16 protein-coding genes are annotated in these 17,120 nt (G+C 72.9%); 7 read left to right on the plus strand and 9 right to left on the minus strand.

Annotated elements, in window-relative coordinates:
- Window positions 1–33: 33 nt before the first annotated feature.
- Window positions 34–780 (minus strand): DUF4232 domain-containing protein, encoded by a 747-nt coding sequence (locus ABZZ74_RS34025; protein ID WP_356771598.1) that lies wholly within the window; start codon window positions 778–780, stop codon window positions 34–36.
- Between the two features lie 186 nt (window positions 781–966).
- Between ABZZ74_RS34025 and ABZZ74_RS34030 the strand changes: the two genes are divergently transcribed.
- Both ABZZ74_RS34030 and ABZZ74_RS34035 read left to right on the plus strand, forming a co-directional pair.
- Window positions 967–2,385: a helix-turn-helix transcriptional regulator gene (locus ABZZ74_RS34030; RefSeq protein WP_356771600.1), complete on the plus strand. Its 1,419-nt coding sequence runs from the start codon at window positions 967–969 to the stop codon at window positions 2,383–2,385.
- A 164-nt stretch (window positions 2,386–2,549) separates the two neighbouring features.
- Window positions 2,550–3,902 carry a S53 family peptidase gene (locus ABZZ74_RS34035; RefSeq protein WP_356771602.1) on the plus strand — a complete coding sequence of 451 codons (1,353 nt, stop codon included), beginning with the start codon at window positions 2,550–2,552 and terminating at the stop codon, window positions 3,900–3,902.
- An 81-nt stretch (window positions 3,903–3,983) separates the two neighbouring features.
- Here the strand turns inward: ABZZ74_RS34035 and ABZZ74_RS34040 are convergent, their stop codons facing one another.
- A complete protein-coding gene (locus tag ABZZ74_RS34040) occupies window positions 3,984–5,015 on the minus strand; it encodes a medium chain dehydrogenase/reductase family protein (protein WP_356771604.1) in 1,032 nt (343 codons plus the stop codon).
- 103 nt (window positions 5,016–5,118) lie between these two features.
- Here ABZZ74_RS34040 and ABZZ74_RS34045 point away from each other — a divergent pair, with 103 nt between their 5' ends.
- Window positions 5,119–5,775, plus strand: a complete 657-nt coding sequence (locus ABZZ74_RS34045) for a TetR/AcrR family transcriptional regulator (protein ID WP_356771606.1) — start codon at window positions 5,119–5,121, stop codon at window positions 5,773–5,775.
- A 47-nt stretch (window positions 5,776–5,822) separates the two neighbouring features.
- On the opposite strand, the gene ABZZ74_RS34050 is transcribed toward ABZZ74_RS34045, so the two are convergent.
- Together ABZZ74_RS34050 and ABZZ74_RS34055 are read right to left on the minus strand one after the other, a co-directional pair.
- The gene (locus tag ABZZ74_RS34050; RefSeq protein ID WP_356771608.1) at window positions 5,823–6,473 is read right to left on the minus strand and encodes a response regulator transcription factor; all 651 of its coding nucleotides are present in this window, start codon (window positions 6,471–6,473) and stop codon (window positions 5,823–5,825) included.
- Window positions 6,461–7,735: a histidine kinase gene (locus ABZZ74_RS34055; protein WP_356771610.1), complete on the minus strand. Its 1,275-nt coding sequence runs from the start codon at window positions 7,733–7,735 to the stop codon at window positions 6,461–6,463. The genes ABZZ74_RS34050 and ABZZ74_RS34055 overlap by 13 nt, the downstream gene beginning before the upstream one ends.
- 183 nt (window positions 7,736–7,918) lie before the next feature.
- On the opposite strand from ABZZ74_RS34055, the gene ABZZ74_RS34060 reads away from it, so the two are divergent.
- Window positions 7,919–8,404 (plus strand): hypothetical protein, encoded by a 486-nt coding sequence (locus ABZZ74_RS34060; protein WP_356771612.1) that lies wholly within the window; start codon window positions 7,919–7,921, stop codon window positions 8,402–8,404.
- A 20-nt stretch (window positions 8,405–8,424) separates the two neighbouring features.
- On the opposite strand, the gene ABZZ74_RS34065 is transcribed toward ABZZ74_RS34060, so the two are convergent.
- From ABZZ74_RS34065 to ABZZ74_RS34075, 3 genes are all read right to left on the minus strand, one after another.
- Window positions 8,425–10,944 carry an ABC transporter permease gene (locus ABZZ74_RS34065; protein WP_356771614.1) on the minus strand — a complete coding sequence of 840 codons (2,520 nt, stop codon included), beginning with the start codon at window positions 10,942–10,944 and terminating at the stop codon, window positions 8,425–8,427.
- 132 nt (window positions 10,945–11,076) lie between these two features.
- On the minus strand, window positions 11,077–11,796 hold the full coding sequence (locus ABZZ74_RS34070) for an ABC transporter ATP-binding protein (RefSeq protein ID WP_356771616.1): 720 nt from the start codon (window positions 11,794–11,796) through the stop codon (window positions 11,077–11,079).
- Window positions 11,793–12,029, minus strand: a complete 237-nt coding sequence (locus ABZZ74_RS34075) for a hypothetical protein (protein ID WP_356771618.1) — start codon at window positions 12,027–12,029, stop codon at window positions 11,793–11,795. The genes ABZZ74_RS34070 and ABZZ74_RS34075 overlap by 4 nt, the downstream gene beginning before the upstream one ends.
- Window positions 12,030–12,200: 171 nt before the next feature.
- Between ABZZ74_RS34075 and ABZZ74_RS34080 the strand changes: the two genes are divergently transcribed.
- Genes ABZZ74_RS34080 through ABZZ74_RS34090 form a run of 3 tightly spaced genes read left to right on the plus strand, consistent with a single transcriptional unit; the run spans window position 12,201 to window position 14,977 of the window.
- Entirely contained in the window at window positions 12,201–13,463 is a 1,263-nt protein-coding gene (locus ABZZ74_RS34080; RefSeq protein ID WP_356771619.1) for a sensor domain-containing protein, read from the plus strand.
- Window positions 13,451–14,110, plus strand: coding sequence for a response regulator transcription factor (locus ABZZ74_RS34085; protein WP_356771621.1), 660 nt, complete (start codon window positions 13,451–13,453; stop codon window positions 14,108–14,110). Before ABZZ74_RS34080 ends, ABZZ74_RS34085 begins: the two co-directional genes overlap by 13 nt.
- A 45-nt stretch (window positions 14,111–14,155) precedes the next feature.
- On the plus strand, window positions 14,156–14,977 hold the full coding sequence (locus ABZZ74_RS34090) for an SAM-dependent methyltransferase (protein ID WP_356771623.1): 822 nt from the start codon (window positions 14,156–14,158) through the stop codon (window positions 14,975–14,977).
- A gap of 28 nt (window positions 14,978–15,005) precedes the next feature.
- Here the strand turns inward: ABZZ74_RS34090 and ABZZ74_RS34095 are convergent, their stop codons facing one another.
- Window positions 15,006–15,809: a hypothetical protein gene (locus ABZZ74_RS34095; RefSeq protein WP_356771625.1), complete on the minus strand. Its 804-nt coding sequence runs from the start codon at window positions 15,807–15,809 to the stop codon at window positions 15,006–15,008.
- 165 nt (window positions 15,810–15,974) lie between these two features.
- Complete coding sequence (locus tag ABZZ74_RS34100; protein WP_356771627.1) at window positions 15,975–17,108, minus strand: substrate-binding domain-containing protein; 1,134 nt, start codon at window positions 17,106–17,108, stop codon at window positions 15,975–15,977.
- Window positions 17,109–17,120: the final 12 nt, after the last annotated feature.

Below are 17,120 nucleotides of genomic sequence, written 5' to 3' on the forward strand. Positions count from 1 at the left end.
TTTTCCCCTACCGTGCGGGGAGCCCGGCCGGTGTCACCAGCCGAGGGCGTCGTCCATCGACTGCTGCCAGTAGCTGACCTCGAGCGAGTCGTCGATGTAGACGCCCTTCGCGGGCAGTGACGGATGGGCGGCGGCGCCGACGCTCCCGGACATGGAGCGGCCGAAGAAGTGGACGGCGAGGGACTTCACCGTGCGGCCGTCGGTGCCGCTGCCGTCGGTGGCGGACAGGCTCACCGACGCGTAACCGGACTCGCCGGGCTGGAGGGTGACGACCGCCTGCGGCTTCGACGCCTCGATGACCGGGGGCACGGACTGGGCGTCGGTGAACTGGACGGCCGGGTAGCCGTACAGGTAGCAGGTCCTGTTGCCGGTGTTGGTCACGGTGAGCAGCATGTGGTTCACCGGCCGGGTCAACGGGGCCGCGACCGTACGGGTGTTGGACCCCTCGCAGGTGACCGGCTTGGTGGACGGGGCGGGGACCTTCGGGGCGGGGGTGCGCACGGTCCGCTTCGAACGGGCGGTGGTCGAACCGGAACCGGTCGAGCCGGAGGTGCTCTGGGAAACCGTCGAGGCCGTCGCGCTCGCCGAACCGCCGGGGTGGGGGGAAGCGACGGAGCCGGCCGGAACCACGTTCGACGAGGAGTTCGTGGAGGTGCTCCTCGCGGCGCCCTCGTTCTTGGCGCCCGTCCCGTCACCGCACGCGGTCAGGGAGAGCGCGGCGAGAACGGCGGTCGCGGCGACGCCGGCGAGGCGGGTGCGGGAGGTGCGGAGCTTGAACATGCGTCTGAGCCCTTCGGTGTTCGGGTGGCGGTGGTGATTGGATGACCGAAGCTTGTGCGGCGATCCGTCCCAACCGCCACGCCCTGCGGGCAGTTGGGGACGCCGGAACGCTGGAACAGGCGCTGACCAGGGCGAACACACGGGCCCTGGAACGCGCGACTGGAACGCGGGGGTTGAGGGGAACGGGTGTCGGGAGCAACGGAGGCCGAGCGGACCGAGGAGTTCGCGCGGCTGCTACGGGAGTTGAAGGACCGCTCGGGGCTGAGCTACGGGGTGCTCGCCAAGCGGCTCCACATGAGTACGTCGACGCTGCACCGCTACTGCAACGGCACCGCGGTGCCGGTCGAGTACGCGCCGGTGGAACGCCTCGCCAGGGTCTGCCGGGCGACTCCGCAGGAGCTGGTGGAGCTGCACCGGCGCTGGATCCTGGCGGACGCGGCGCGGGGCCGCAGGGCCGAGGCGGGGACGGCGGCCGAGGCGGTGGCGGACACGGATCAGGGCGCGCCGACGGACTCGGATCAGAGAGCGGTGACCGGTTCCGATCCGGCAGCGGCCTCCAACAGCGCTGCCGCTGAGGACAGTTCGGGCGCGCCGCCCGTCACGTCACTCCCCTCCTCCGCCGGCCCGCACGGGCAGGGCGATGTCGACGACGACGAGCCGGTCGTCGTGGACGTCCCCGGCGGATCCGCGCCGCCGCGTCGGCCAGGGCGTGGCCGCCGCACCGCGCTGATCGCCTCCGTCGCCGCGGCCGCCGTGGTGGGAGCCGTGGTGCTCGCCGTGCAGCCGTTCAGCGGGGACGACACGGCCGCCCGGCGGCCGACCGGGGTGACGGAGCGGGCCGACGGCACGGCGGACGCCGGGAAGTCCTCCGCGACCCCGTCCCCGAGCAGAGCGAGCGCATCGACCTCCGTCTCCCCTTCCAGGTCGGCGAGTTCGGGGGTCGGCACCTCGAAGGGCGGCGGCGGGCAGAGCACCGAGAAGCCCTCCGCCAACGCCACCGGTGGGGCCGTACCGCTCACCGTCGGCACCCGGCCCTACGTCTACGACAGTCCGTGCAGCCAGCACTTCCTGGTCGACAGCGAACCCGCGCAGGTCGGCCCGCCGGCCAGTGAGCAGGACGCGCCGCGCTGGGCCGCCGCATATGGGGCGGTCTCCTCGGGCGAGCAGGAGATCGCGCTCACCGTCCAGGGCACCGGCGCGGAGACGGTCGTCCTGGAGGCGTTGCACGTCCGCGTCCTGAGCAAGGGCGCGCCGCTCGCCTGGAACGACTACTCGATGGGCGTCGGCTGCGGCGGTGGCGTGGACACCAAGTCCTTCGACATCGCCCTCGACGGCGGCAGCCCCACGGTCACCGTCAAGGGCGGCCAGCGCGACTTCCCGTACAAGGTCAGCGAGTCCGACCCGGAGGTCTTCTACGTCGTCGCCCACACCACGGCGTACGACGTCCGCTGGGACCTCACCCTGGACTGGTCCAGCGGCAGCCGCCGCGGCACGGTCCACATCGACAACTCGGGCACACCGTTCCGTACCAGTGCGGATGCCAACCGGCCGGGCTACGACTATCCGCTGGGCGGCAGTGAGTGGATCAAGCGGGAGGGAGGCTGACTTCGGGTCAAGGGACCGCCACCCGGCGGTCCGTCGCGGGTAAAGGGTTCGGAATCGTCCGTTCAATGGCCTTGATATGTGCATGACCCATTGGATGGGATGCGCGGAGACCTCTCGCGATCACATCGCGATCACTTCGTGAGACTCCGAATCCAGGGGGATCCATGCACATAGCCCGTACCGGGCTGGGCCTCGCGGCCGCCACGTCGGCCGCCGCCCTCGCGGTCACCGCGCTGGGGACCGCCGCTCCCGCCGCCGTACCGCACACCCTGGCGGTACCGGCCGTCGCCGGGCACACCCTGGTCCACGGTGTGAGCAGCCCGCTCAGCAGTGAGCAGTGCCAGGCCAAGTGGCACATCAACTGCTACAACCCGCTGCAGTACCGCACCGCGTACGACCTGAACGCGCTGTACAAGAAGGGCGTCACGGGCAAGGGACGCACCATCGTCATCGTCGACTCCTACGGTTCGCCGACCGTGCAGCACGATCTCGACGTCTACAGCAAGCAGTTCGGGCTGCCCAGCACCAAGGTGCAGGTGGTGAAGTGGGGCAACGTCCCCGTCTTCGACCCCAAGAACGAGGACATGACCGGCTGGGCCGGCGAGAGCACCCTCGACGTCGAGATGGCGCACGCGGTGGCGCCCGCGGCCAAGATCATCCTGGTGGAGACGGCGGTCTCCGAGACCGAGGGCACCACCGGTCTGCCGGAGATGATGGACGCCGAGAAGCACCTGATCGACCACGGCGTCGGCGATGTCATCAGCCAGAGCTTCGGTGCCACCGAGAACACCTTCCCCGGCTTCGACAAGGGCGACTTCTCCAGCATCAAGAAGCTGCGGTACGCCTTCAAGGACGCCGACAAGAAGCATGTGACGGTGCTGGCCGCCTCCGGAGACGGCGGCGCGACCGACCTCCAGCTGGACGGCACGACGTACTACAACAAGCGGGTCAACTCCTGGCCGTCCTCGGACCCGTTGGTCACCTCGATCGGCGGTACGCAGCTGCACCTGGACGACAAGGGCGAGCGCGTCAAGCCGGACAGCGTCTACAACGACTACGGCTCCGGCGGTGGCGGCAAGTCCCACGTGTTCACCCGCCCGGCCTTCCAGAACGGTGTGAAGAAGGTCGTCGGGGCCCGCCGCGGCACCCCGGACGTCTCGATGGCCGCCGCGGTCAACGGCGGCGCCTGGATCTACTCCAGCTACGACCCGACCGCCGTCGGCTGGGACGTCACCGGCGGCACCAGCGAGGCCACCCCGCTCTTCGCGGGCATCGTCGCCCTCGCCGACCAGGTGGCCGGCCACCGGGTGGGCAACATCCAGCAGGCCCTGTACGGCCTCTACGCCCACCACGCGGGGCGCAATGGCGTTGTCGACGTCAACGACGGCACGGACAACAGCTACCAGGGTGTGACCGGCTACAAGGCGGTCAACGGCTACGACCTCGCCACCGGCGTCGGCACGGTGGACGCCCTGCGCTTCGTCCCGGCCCTCGCGAAGGCGAGCCGCCACGGCTGACGCGCTGCACCGCACAAGGACGGCCCGGGTCATCGGACCCGGGCCGTCCCGCGTTCCGGCGAAGTGAGGGCTGGACACTGCTCACGGATGCAGGACGACCTTTCCGGCGACCGTGCCGGACTCGGCCAGGCGCAGGGCCTCGGAGGCTTCGGCGAGGGGGAGTTCGGCGGCGATCTGGGGGGTGAGGTCGCCGCGCCGGAGAGACGCGAAGACCTGGGTGAGGTCGGCGCGCAGGCGGGAGCGGAAGCGGTTCTTCGCCAGGGCGCGGCCGGCCCAGACGTTGTAGAAGTAAGCACGGCGGCGGTTGGGCAGCGCGTTCCACAGCCACACCCGGCCCAGCAGCTTCAGCACGGGCAGCTGCTTCGAGCCCTCGGCGTCCCGGGTGGAGGCGCTGCCGTACGACACGAGGGTGCCGCCGGGGGCCAGCAGCCGCCACGAGTCGACGATGCCGCGCCCGCCGACGTGGTCGAAGACGGCGTCCACCCCGCCCGGGGCGAGCTCGCGGATGCGGGCGGCGACGTCGGCCGCGCGGTAGTCGACGGGCACGACCCCCCGCTCGCGCAGGGCGTCGTGGTGCCGTACGGACGCCGTGCCGATCACGCGCGCGCCCGCGGCCAGGGCGAGCTGGACCAGGACCGAGCCGACGCCGCCGTTGGCGCCGTACACCACGATCGTGTGCCCGGCGCGGACGCGGGCCTTGCGGTGCAGCATCTGCCAGGCGGTGATGCCGTTGACGACGAGGGTCTCCGCCTGGGCCGCTTCGATCCCCTCGGGCACCGGCACGACGTCCGCCGCGTCGACCAGGACGTGGCTGGCCCAGCCGCCGACCTTGAGCAGCGCGGCCACCCGGGTGCCGGCCAGGCCCGGCTCGACGCCCTCGCCGGTGCTCTGGACGGTGCCGACGAGGTCGTACCCCGGGACGAAGGGGAAGGGCGGCTGATCGTAGTAGCGGCCCCGGCGCATCTGCTGCTCGGCGAAGGAGACGCCGGTCGCCTCCATGCGGATCAGGACCTGACCGGGGCCCGGGGTGGGGACGGCTCCGTGCCGGATCCGCAGCCCCTCGGGCTCGACCTTGCCCGGCAGGACGACCTCGACGAGTTCCTCGGTACGCATGACGACCTCCACCGCTTCGGTTGGTTACTTGTTTTCGCGTTCGTTAGAAGTTGTAACGCATCGCGAGCGGAAGTGTCAATAACTTCAGTGATACCCTCTAACTATGGTGAGTTCGGAAGCGAAGAGCCCCCGCGAGCGCTACCGCGCCCAGGTGCGCACGGAGATCAAGGAACACGCGTGGGAGCAGATCGCCACGGCGGGCGCCTCGGCGCTGTCCCTCAACGCGATCGCCAAGCGGATGGGCATGAGCGGACCGGCCCTGTACCGGTATTTCGGCGGGCGGGACGAGCTGATCACCGAGCTCGTCCGGGACGCGTACCGGAGCCTGGCGGACACCTTCCGCGCGACCGCGGAGTCCGGCGCCGACGTGACCGCGCTGGCGCACGCCCTGCGCGGCTGGGCGCTGGAGGATCCCCAGCGGTACTTCCTCATCTACGGCACGCCCGCCCCCGGCTACCACGCGCCCGAGGACATCACCGCGATCGCGGTCGAGATCACGGCCGTGCTGCTGGACGCCTGCGCCGAGCTGCCCCCGGCCGGCCCCGCGTCACCGTTCGACGAACACCTCGAAGGCCATCGCGCCTGGGCGGCCGGCCATCCGGCACCGCCCGCGGTCCTGCACCGCGCCCTGGCCTTCTGGACCCGGCTGCACGGCGTGCTGTCCCTGGAACTCGCCGGCCATTTCACCGGCATGGGCTTCGACCCGGCACGTCTGTTCGCCGCCGAACTGGACGACCTGGCAGACCGATCGGCGCACTGACCCCGAGGCCGTTCGAGGCGTCGTTCGGCTGCCGGTCGGGCACGCCCTCAGTCCCGGGTCGCGCCCAGGAACCGCAGGACCGCGAGGACGCGTCGGTGGTGGCCGTCCGCCGGGGGCAGGTCGAGCTTGGCGAAGATGTTGTTGATGTGCTTGGCGACCGCGCTGTCGGTGACGACCAGGTCCTCGGCGATGGCGGCGTTGGACCGGCCCTCCGCCATCAGCGCGAGCACCTCCCGCTCGCGCGGAGTCAGCCGCTCCAGCGGGTCGCTGTCCCGGCGCAGCAGCAACTGGGCGACGACCTGCGGGTCCAGGGCCGTACCGCCGGCCGCCACCCGCCGTACCGTCGCCGCGAACTCCTCGACGTCGGCGACGCGTTGCTTGAGGAGATAGCCGACGCCGCTGGTGTCGGCGGTGAGCAGGTCGGCGGCGTAGCGCTCCTCGACGTACTGGGAGAGCAGGACGACGGCGGTCCCCGGCCACCGGCGGCGGATCGACAGCGCCGCGCGCACGCCCTCGTCGCTGAACCCGGGCGGCATACGGACGTCGATCAGCGCCAGGTCGGGCCGCTGCTCCTCGACCGCCGCCAACAGGGCCTCCGCGTCGCCCACTTCGGCGCCCACCTCGAAGCCCGCCGCCTGCAGCACCCTGACCAGGCCCACCCGCAGCAGCACGGAGTCCTCGGCGATCACCGCCCGCACGGCAGCTCCGCGACCAGTGTGGTCGGGCCCCCGACAGGGCTGTCGATGCGGAAGGTGCCGTCGACGGCCCGGACGCGTCCGGCCAGCCCGGTCAGTCCGGTGCCGGCGGCCGCGTCGGCGCCGCCCACCCCGTCGTCGGTGACCTCCACCCGCACCGCCCTCCCGGTCCGCCGTACCGTCACCTCCACCCGGCCGGCGCGGGCGTGCTTGGTGACATTGGCCAGCGCCTCGGAGACGACGAAGTACGCCACCGACTCCACGGCGGGCGCCGGCCGCCCGTCCAGGTCCACGTGCAGGCGCACCGGCAACGGTACCCGCGCGGCGAGTCCGGACAGCGCCGCGTCGAGACCGCGGTCGTCGAGCACCGCGGGGTGTAACCCCCGTACCAGGTCGTTGAGTTCGCTGATGGCCTCCTTGGCCTCGCGGTGCGCCTCGTCGATGACCCAGCGGGCGTCCTCGGGCAGGTCCTTGAGCGTCGCCCGGGCGAGCCCGAGGTTGACCGCGAGGGAGACCAGCCGCTGCTGGGTGCCGTCGTGCAGATCGCGTTCGATGCGGCGCCGCTCGGCGTCGGCCGCGTCCGCCAGGTCGGCCCGGCTCACCGACAGGTCCGTGACCCGCCGCTCCAGCCGCTGGGCGCGGCTCGGTCCGAGCAGCGCCCGTGCCGCGCGGCTCTCCGCCCGGCTCACCGTCCCGGCGCACCAGGGTGCGGCGGCGAGCAGCAGCAGACCGGCGGCGGTGACGTACGCCGCCTGGACCGTGTACAGGTCGGCGATGCCGGTGTGGGTCGGCACCGCCCACATCCACCCATAGACGGTGGCGCCCAGCGCGCCCGCACCCCACACGGCCAGGACCAGCACCTCCGCGGCGGCGAGGAACGGCCCCAGGAGGGTGTGGTAGGCGACCCGCCGCCAGGTCTGGGCGGAGCCGAGCAGACGGAGCGCCCGCTGAGACCGCGACCCCTCGGCCGGCAGGGAACGGGGGATGTCCGCACCGAGCAGTTCCCGATGTCTCCACCGCTGGACCGCCGTCAGCGGCGGCGCGAGCAGCAGAAGCAGGAGGAGGACGACGTACAGGCCGGGAAGGATGTCCCAGGGCCGGTGCACCGTTTTCACCAGCGGCTTGGCCCCGAGCCACAGCCACCCCGGTACGGCGGCGAGATGCGGCAGCACACCCGAGGCGAGGAAGGCGGTGTCCCGCCGGGCCGTCCCGATCCGGCGGCGCAGGAGGCGGGCGGGCGGCCCCAGTACGGAGGGGAGCGTCATGCACCGACCGTAGAACCCGGGGCGGGGCCCGGACCATGCACCTGTCTGCAGGATCCACGGTGAAGCAGGCACCACCCCGAACCCGGACCCGGCCGTTACCGACAGCCGCCGCCCCGACGCCCAGGCTGGTGAACAGGCCGTCGGACGGCGGCACTTGGCGAACACGAACGGGGTGAGGACGCCATGCACACAGCGCACACGGACGACTCGGGAGCCCGGCGGGCGGTGCAGGACCGCCCGCCCATGGCGTCCCCTCCACCGCCCGCACCGCGCCGCGGACTGATCGGGCTCCGGTCCCGGCATCTGGGTCTGGCGTTCGTCGGCTGCGGCGTCGCGATGGTGCCCTGGCTCGTCGTCCTGGCGAAGACCCTGCCGGACACGGCCCAGGTCCGGCACTGGTCCGCCGCCTGGGTGGGGCTCGACGCCCTGGAGGCGCTCGGTCTGGCCGCCACCGGCCGGCTGCTGCTGCGCCGGGACCCCCGCTTCTGCCTCCCGGCCACGGCGACGGCCGCGCTGCTGGTCGTCGACGCCTGGTTCGACGTGACGACCTCGGCGCCTGGCCCCGAACTCACCACGGCCGTCGCGATGGCCCTGGGCGCCGAACTGCCCATGGCCGCCCTGTGCACGGCACTCGCGGTCCGTGCGCTGCCCCGGAGGAACCACGGCTGAGCCGCCCCCGGGTCCCGGGGTCACTGGGCCCGGATGGCGTCGGCCGGCGGGGTGCGCAGGGCCTGGCGGGTGGGGAGTTCCGTGGTGAGGAACGCCGTGGCGGTGACCGTGACGGCGAGCGCGGGCAGCAGCCAGACCGGTCCGGACGGCCAGGGGCGGCCGAGGAAACCCTGGCCGAGCAGGGCGAGCGGTACGGCCGACAGCAGCAGCGCCGTGACGAGTGCCGTCGCCGCCGTCACCGCCGCCTCACGGCGCATCATCGTGCGGATCTGGCGCGGGGTCGTGCCGTTGAGGCGCAGGGCGCCGAGCTCGACCCGGCGCTGGGCGGTCGCGGCGACCAGTTTGTTGGCGATGCTGAGCAGCAGGTAGACCAGCAGGACCACGATGGTCGCCAGGTTGATCCACACCTCCGGCGGGGCGTTCCTCAGGCCCGACGCGGGAGTCGTCTCCGCGAGCGCCAGCCCCGGCCGGGCAGCGGCGAGGGCGGTCAGGGCCTGCCGCGCGGCCGCCGTTCCGTCGGTCCGGACCAGCAGGCTCTGGTCGAGCCGCGTCGTGGTGTGCCCGGCGGCCAGGTCCCGGGACAGCACCACGGTTCCGAAGCCCAGCCCGCGGCCGTAGACGGCGACCACCGTCGCCTCGACCGGGGTGCCGTCGCCGAGCACCAGCCGTACCCGCTTCCCCAGCCCGGCGTCCCGCGAGCGGACGACGTCGCTGCTGACGGCGACGGTGTCCCCGGTGAGCCGGTCCAGGCCGCCCTCCTGCACGTCCAGGTCGAGGACGTGCGCCGTGTCCGGGGTCAGGATCATCGCCGAGCCGGAGTCGGTCTCCGTGTCGCCGAGCATCCTGTACGGCCACACCACGGTCGTCGACCCGACCGGCGCCGCCGCCCGCACACCGGGCGTCCCGCGCACAGCGGCGAGTGTGCCCTCCGGCAGCCCTCCCAACGCCGGGGCGGTCAGCCGCAGTTGGGCGGTGGTGCCGGTGCGGGTGTCGTCGGCGGTGGCGGCCAGCACGGTGGTCTGGGTGAGGGTGTACGTCAGCACGAACACGACCGCCATCGCCAGCGTGCTGACGATCCCCGCGTTGCGCAGCGCGTAGGCCCGCACGTTGGCCATCGCCAGCCAGGTCGGCGCGGAGGCCCCGGTGCGGGTGCGCCGGGCCGCCGCGGCACCGATGGCCCGGACGAGCGCGGGGCCGGACAGCGCCAGTCCGATCGCGCCGAGGATGCCCGCGATGGAGGTGGCGGTCGCGGCGATGACGGTGCGGGAGAACAGGGGGACGACCGACATGGTGGTCGCGGCGACCACGATCAGCAGGCCGATACGGGTCCGGGTCCGCGACGGGGTGCGGGGTTCGCTGCGCGACTCCGCGACCGCCTCGGTCGCCGGCATCCGCGAGGTGCGCCACGCCGAGCCCCGGGCGGAGAGCTGAACGGCCAGTGCCATCAGCAGGACGGTGGCCAGGGCGGGCAACGGGCTGTCGGTGAGCGGAAGTTCCGAGGGGATGACCCCTCGGTCGGCGAGGAGCCGGCGGAACTGCCCCGCGAGCAGATAGCCGAGACCCGCACCGGGAGCGATGGCCACGGCCGCGACCACCGTCGACTGGGCGGCGGCCAGCCGGCGGATCTGCTTCGGCGTGGCACCGACGGCCCGCATCAGCGCGAGATCCCGGCGCTGACCGGCGATCGACACGGCGAGCGCGCTCGCGGTCACGAACCCGGTGATCAGCAGGATGACCCCGGCGAGCGAACCGGCCAGCAGGATCAGCAGCGAACGGGACGCGCCCTCGCCGGGCGAGACCAGGTCGCCGCGCCCGGCTCCGGTCGCGGTGACGAGGCCGGTGCCCTTCAGTTTCGTACGGACCTCCGCCGCGACCCGTTCCCCGGCGCCGGGCGCGGTGCGCAGGCCGACCAGGTCGACCCGGTCGCCACGGCCGGAGAGCCGTACGGCCGTCGGGTCGGCGAAGTAGACGCCGGCGCCCGGGGCGTCGACGAGCGCCGAGACGCGGTAGGCGGCGGCCCCGCGTCCGGCGGCGACGATCCGGACGCGGTCGCCGGGCCGTACGCCGGCCGCGTTGGCCGTGGCGCTGTCGACGGCGACCTCGGTGGCCCCGGCGGGCGCCCTGCCGTCGATCCGGGCACCGGTCAGCAGCCGCGTCGAGGACCAGCCGTGCCCCGCCGACCGCGGATCGGCGGCCGGTACGGGGCGGCCGTGGGCGTCGAGGAGAGCGGCGGGGAAACCGAGGTCGCCGACGGAGGCGGTGACACCCGGGAGATGAGCGAGCTCGCCGACCAGCCGGGAGGGGACGGTACGGCGTTCGGGGAGGGCGATCGGCAGGTCACCGGGCGGGTGGTACTCCTGGTCGGCCGCGACCACGACGTCCGCGCCCGCGAGACGACCGGCGGGCAGGTGGGACCGCAGCCCGGACTCGGCGAGAACCCCGGTGGCGGTGATCAACGCGGCACCGCCGAGCACCGCACAGGCCACGGCGATCAGCGCGCTGAGCCGATGCCGGACCATCTGCGTGGCGAGACGAAGCATGGCTCAGTTCTCCTTCGGAGTGGCGGGGTGGGTGGTGGGTGTCCGTGCGAGACCGGTGACGGGCGTCCGGGGCTCGGGGTGGGTGGTGGGTGTCCGGGCGGGAAGGCGGGCTGCGGGGGCGCGGCACATGGCTCAGGCCTCGCCCAACATGACCAGGCGGTCGGCCAGTTCGGGGGCGGTCGGTTTGTCGAGGGCGTCGACCACGCTGCCGTCGGCCATCACCAGGACGCGGTGGGCGCGGGCCGCGGCGGCCGGGTCGTGGGTGACCATGACGACGGTCTGGTGCAGGTCCTGGACGAGGTCCCGCAGCAGGTCGAGGACCTCGTGGGCGCTGCGCAGGTCGAGCGCGCCGGTCGGTTCGTCCGCGAACACGACGGCCGGACGGGTCACCAACGCCCGGACCACGGCGGCCCGTTGCTGCTGCCCGCCGGAGAGTTCGGCCGGGCGGTGGGTGAGCCGGTCGGCGAGGCCCACGCGCTCCACCAGAGTCCGCAGCCAGTCGTGGTCCGGGGTCCGCCCCGCGAGCCGCAGCGGCAGGGTGATGTTGTCCTCGATGCTGAGCGAGGGGATCAGGTTGTACGCCTGGAACACGAACCCGACGCGCTCCCGGCGCAGTTCGGTACGGCGGGTCTCGTTCAGGTCCGCGATCTCCCGCCCGTCGATGCGGACACTGCCCGAGGTCGGCGAGTCAAGGCCGGCGGCGCAGTGCATCAAGGTGCTCTTGCCGGAGCCCGAGGGCCCCATCACCGCGAGGAATGTGCCGCGTTCCACCGTCAGCGACACCTCGTCGAGCGCCCGTACGCCCCCCGGGTACTCCTTGCTGACCCGGTCCAGGGCGATCGCCGGGTTCACCGACGGCCCCGCAGGTTGCGCACGACGAGGGTGCCGCCGCACAGCACGGTGACCGCGCCGCACGCCAGATGGATCCAGGTGTTCGCGTCGCCGTAGGAGGCGGCCATGTTGGCGACGGCGCTGATCACCACCAGGATCCACAACAGCGCGCGGGCCACCTCGCCGCGGCTCACGGTGGTGGTGGATGGTGTGGTGTCGGCGCTGCTCAGACGGTAGGGGTCGGTGTTCGGCACGGTGTTCCTCCCAAGGTCGGCTGTCGTCCTCGACGCTAGGGACCGGGCACCCCTCGGGCCGATCCCGCAGCCCGCCCGGTTCGAGGTACAGCAGGCTGTACTTCCCGGCCCCACGGACGACGGCGAACGGGCGTACGGCATAAGGTTTTTCGCGACGAAGGGAGGGCGCGCATGCCCGTCCGGACGGAGACCGCGCACACCGGGCTCACGGACACCGTCGTACGGGCCCTGGGCTCCGCCGGTGCCGCGATCGCGCAGCTCGCCTCCGGGCTCGGCACCGCCTTCCTGGCCCTGTTCGTGCTGCTGTGGCTGGCCGTCACCGCGCTGACCAGCGCGGCCGGCGTGGGGCTGCTCATGGCGCCCGCGCCGCTACGGGCACTGCACGCCCTGGCGGAGCGGGAGCGGCGGCGGCTGGGCCGCTGGGGTCCCGAGGTCCCGGCACCCGACCCGCCGCCCACCCGGCTGCGCGCCGCCCTGGTCGACGCCACCACCCGACGCGAACTGCGCTGGCTGGCCCAACACGCCACCCTGGGCCTGCTGTTGGGGCTGCTCGGGGTCCTGCTCCCGATCTCCGCCGTGCGCGACAGCGCCTTCCCCCTGTACTGGAAGCTCGCGCCGAAGGACGCGACCGCCACCTCCATCGGGATCGGCACCGCGCACTCCTGGCCGGACGCCCTCGCGGTGGCCCTGCTCGGCGTCGGCTGGATCCTGATCCTCCTCGGGCTCGGCCCCGGCATGGCCCGGCTGCAGGGCCGCCCGGGACGCGCGCTGCTGGCGGCCGGACCGGAGACCGACCTCTCGCTGCGGGTCGCCGAGCTCACCGCCACCCGGGCCGCCGCCCTCGACGCCCATGCCACCGAACTGCGCCGTATCGAGCGGTCGTTGCACGACGGCGCCCAGAACCGCCTCGTCTCCGTCACGGTCCTGCTCGGCGCGGCCCGCCGTATGGTCGCCCGTGACCCCGCCGGCGCCGACGAACTCCTCGAACGCGCCCAGTCCGCCGCCGAACAGGCCCTCGCCGAGCTGCGCACCGTCTCCCGGAGCATCCTGCCGCCGGTCCTTGCCGACCGCGGGCTCGAAGGCGCGCTCTCCGGTCTGGCGGCCAACTGCGCGGTGCCGTGCCGGATCGTCGTCGACGTACCCGCGCGGTGCGCCGCCTCCGTCGAGGCCACCGCCTACTTCGTCGTCGCCGAGGCACTGACCAACATCGCCAAGCACAGCGGCGCCGCGCACGCCACCGTCACGGCGCGCAGTCATGGTGGCCGTCTGGTCCTGTGCGTCGAGGACGACGGCCGGGGCGGCGCCGACGAGCACGGCGGCTCCGGGCTGACCGGCATCCGCCGCCGGGTCGCGGCCCACGACGGCACCCTGTCCCTGGCCAGCCCGCCGGGCGGCCCGACCACCCTGAAAGTGGAGCTTCCATGCGGATCGTGATGGCCGAGGACGACCCCCTGCTGCGCGAGGGGCTCGCCCTGCTGCTGCGCGCCGAGGGCCTGGACGTGGTGGCCACCGCGGGCACGGCCGACGAGGCTCTCGCCGCGATCGACGAGCACAAGCCGGACGTCGCCATCCTCGACGTGCGGATGCCGCCGACCCACACCGACGAGGGCATCGTCGCGGCCGTGCGGGCCCGGCGCCGCCGGCCCGACCTGGCCGTCCTGGTGCTGTCGGCGTACGTCGAGCAGAGCTTCGCCACCGAGCTGCTGAGCGAGGGCGTGGGCGGGCTCGGCTATCTGCTCAAGGAACGGGTGGGCCGTGTCGAGGAGTTCCTGGACGCGCTGCACCGGGTGGCGGGCGGTGGCACCGCCATCGACCCCGAGGTGGTCGCGCAGTTGTTCACGCGTTCCCGCCAGGACAGCCGCCTCGAGCGGCTCAGCCCGCGCGAGCGTGAGGTCCTCGCCCTGATGGCCGAGGGCCTGGGCAACGGCGCCATCGCCGAACGCCTCGTGGTCACCGACGGCGCGGTCCACAAGCACATCCGCAGCATCTTCGCCAAGCTCGACCTGGCCCCCACGGACCGGGTGGACCGCCGGGTGGCCGCGGTCCTGCGGTATCTGGAGGACCTGCGCCGCCTGACATGAACTCATGTGCTCCGCAAGGGATTTGGCCGTGCCACGATGCCGTCCATGGACTCTTCCCAGAGCGGCGGCGACGGACGGCCGGTCGCGATCGACACGAGCAGGCCGCATCCTGCGCGGATGTACGACTACTTCCTCGGCGGCACCGACAACTTCGAGGTCGACCGGGCCGCCGCCGAGGAGTTCGTCAGGGTGGCACCGGAGGTCCGGGAGGGCGTGCGGGCCAACCGACGCTTCCTGCACCGTGCCGTCCGGCACGTCGTCGGGGAGGGCGGGATCCGGCAGATCCTCGACGTCGGCACGGGCCTGCCGACCGAGCCGAACGTGCACCGCACCGCCCGCGCCCTCGCACCGGACACCCGGATCGCGTACGTCGACAACGACCCCCTCGTCAGCGCCCACTCCGCCGCCCTGCTGGACGGCACGGACACCGCCACCTCCGTCGTCCTGGCCGACCTGCGCGACCCCCGCGCCGTCCTCGACCACCCCGGCGTCCGCGAGGTGATCGACCTCGACGAGCCGGTGGCACTGCTGCTGGTGGCCGTCGTCCACTTCCTCGCCGAGTCCGACGACCCGTACGGCGTCGTCCGCACCCTGCGCGACGCGCTGCCCGTCGGCTCGTATCTCGTCCTGTCGCACGCGACCGGTGACGTCCACGCGGACCGGCGCGCGGATGCCGCGGCCGTCTACCAGCGGGCGACCGCGAGCATGAACCTCCGCTCGCACGCCGAAGTCGCGCGCTTCTTCGGCGACTTCACGCTCCTCGAACCGGGCCTGGTCCCCGTCCCGCAGTGGCGTCCCGACGAGCCCCCGGCGCCGGACGCCTCGCCGATCGGCATCTACGGCGGGGTGGCGCGCAAGGACCGCTGAGCCCCGGGGCCGGCCGTCTCCGAGCGCACTAACTCCGAACGCTCTGGGCCTCGTCGGTCTGCACGTCCTTCCGGGACACGGCGAGATAGGCCACCAGGACCAGGATCGCCGCCGTCCACGCGAGGGTCACCGGGCCCAGGCCCCAGGCCAGGCCGCCCCGGCCGTGGCCGACCGCCATCCAGTCGGCCACCGAGGCGCCGAGGGGACGGGTGAGGACGTATGCCGACCAGAAGGCGGTCACCGCGTTCAGCCTGCCGCCGCGGTGGGCGAGCGCGGGGACGGCGATCGCGGCGGCGTACAGGACGGCGGAGCCCAGGTAGCCGAGGCCGAGCGTGGCGGAGAGGTCGCCGGCCGCGGTGCCGAGGGCGAAGGTGGCGAGCACCGCGGCCCAGTAGAAGACCTCACGGCGGCGGGTGTGGATGCTGTGGATGGACAGGGTGCGCTCGCTGCCGTACCAGAGCGCGAAGACGGTGGCGAGGGCGACCATGAAGAAGGGCGTGGAGAGCAGGTAGGGCACGCCCAGGCCGACGTGCAGGACGTCCGCGGCCATGGTGCCGAAGACGCTCACCATGACGATCGCCGTCCAGTAGATCCAGGCCACGTACCGGCGCACCGCGAACTGCACGGCCAGGGCCGCCGCGAGCGCCACCGCGCCGAGCGCGACCGCCGGGACGGGGCCGAGGAGATGGGCGAGCCAGTCCGAGGCCGTCTCGCCCATCCCGGTGGTCAGCACCTTGATCACCCAGAAGTAGACGGTCACTTCCGGGACCTTGCTCAGGGCGTGGCGTACGGGGCCGGGGTGCCGGCCGGGGGCGAGGCGATCTGTGCTCATGGCGGGCACGATGGCACGGCGCCGCACGACTGCCACAGACCCCTTTGCCATTGTTTTGGCGCTTCTGGAGATGGTGTTGCCCGGGGGACGCCCGAGCCTGAACACAACCTGAAAGCCGCAGCCGTATCGCTGGCCAGGGGTCTGTGAACAGTGGTACAAGCGGCGCTACTTCAGGCCGATGGCCGCGCAGTCCGCCGCGTACTTCGCCGTGCAGATGTCCTTGACGGTGTAGACGCCGTCCTTGATCACCGTGTCCTTGATGTTGCTCTTGGTGAGGGCGACCACCGGCACCAGCATCGCCGGGATGCCCTTCCGCGTCGGGCTGTCGATCGTGTCCTGCGTCATCGCGTCGAAGGCGATGTCCCGCCCCTGCACCTTGTAGACCGCCATCTCCGCGGCGCCCTGCGCCTCCAGCAGGAAGGACTTGTAGACCGTCATGGTCTGCTCGCCGGCGACGATCCGCTGCACCGCGTCCAGGTTGGCGTCCTGCCCGGTCACCGGCGGCAGCTTGGTGGCGCCCGCCCGCTCCAGTTCGTCGATGACGGCGCCCGCCATACCGTCGTTGGCCGAGTAGACGGCCGCGATGTTCTTCAGGCCGACCGACGCGATCGCCTTCGCCATGTTGGCCTTGGCGACCTCGGGCAGCCACTCCCTGGTGTCGTACGACTTGGCGATGACGACCCGGTCCTTGAGCTCGCTCAGCGCGCCCTCCTTGAACAGCGCCGTGTTGGGGTCGGCCGGCGAGCCGTTCATCATGACGATCTTGCTGGTGGCGGCCTTGTCCCCGAGCGCGTCGACGATCGCCCGCCCCTGCACCTCGCCCACCAGCTCGTTGTCGTGGCTGACGTAGGCGTCGATCGGGCCCTGCGCGAGCCGGTCGTACGCGATGACGGGTATCCCGGCGTCCTTGGCCTTCCGGACGCCCGGCGCGATCGCCCTGGCGTCCACCGCGTCGACCAGGATCACGTCCACCTTGTCGGCGACGAGCTGCGCGAACTGCTTGTTCTGCCGGGAGGCGCTGGCCTCGGCGTTGGCGTACACGACCTTGCCCTTGCCGCCGGTGAGGGAGGCGACCCGGGACTTGATGAGGGGGTAGTCGAACCGTTCGAAACGGGCCGTGTCCTTGTCGGGCAGCAGCAGGCCCACCTTGATGTCCTCGCGCCGGGGCGGGGTGGAGGAGTCGCCGCTGCCGGTGACGCCGTCGACGACACCGCAGCCGCTGAGCAGCAGCGCACCGGCGGCGGCGAGGGGGAGGGCGGGGCGAAGTGCGCTGGTTCTACGGGGAGTTCGAGCGTTCACGTGCGAGGTGCC

Source organism: Streptomyces sp. NPDC006476, assembly GCF_040612015.1.
Lineage (GTDB): Bacteria > Actinomycetota > Actinomycetes > Streptomycetales > Streptomycetaceae > Streptomyces > Streptomyces griseorubiginosus_B.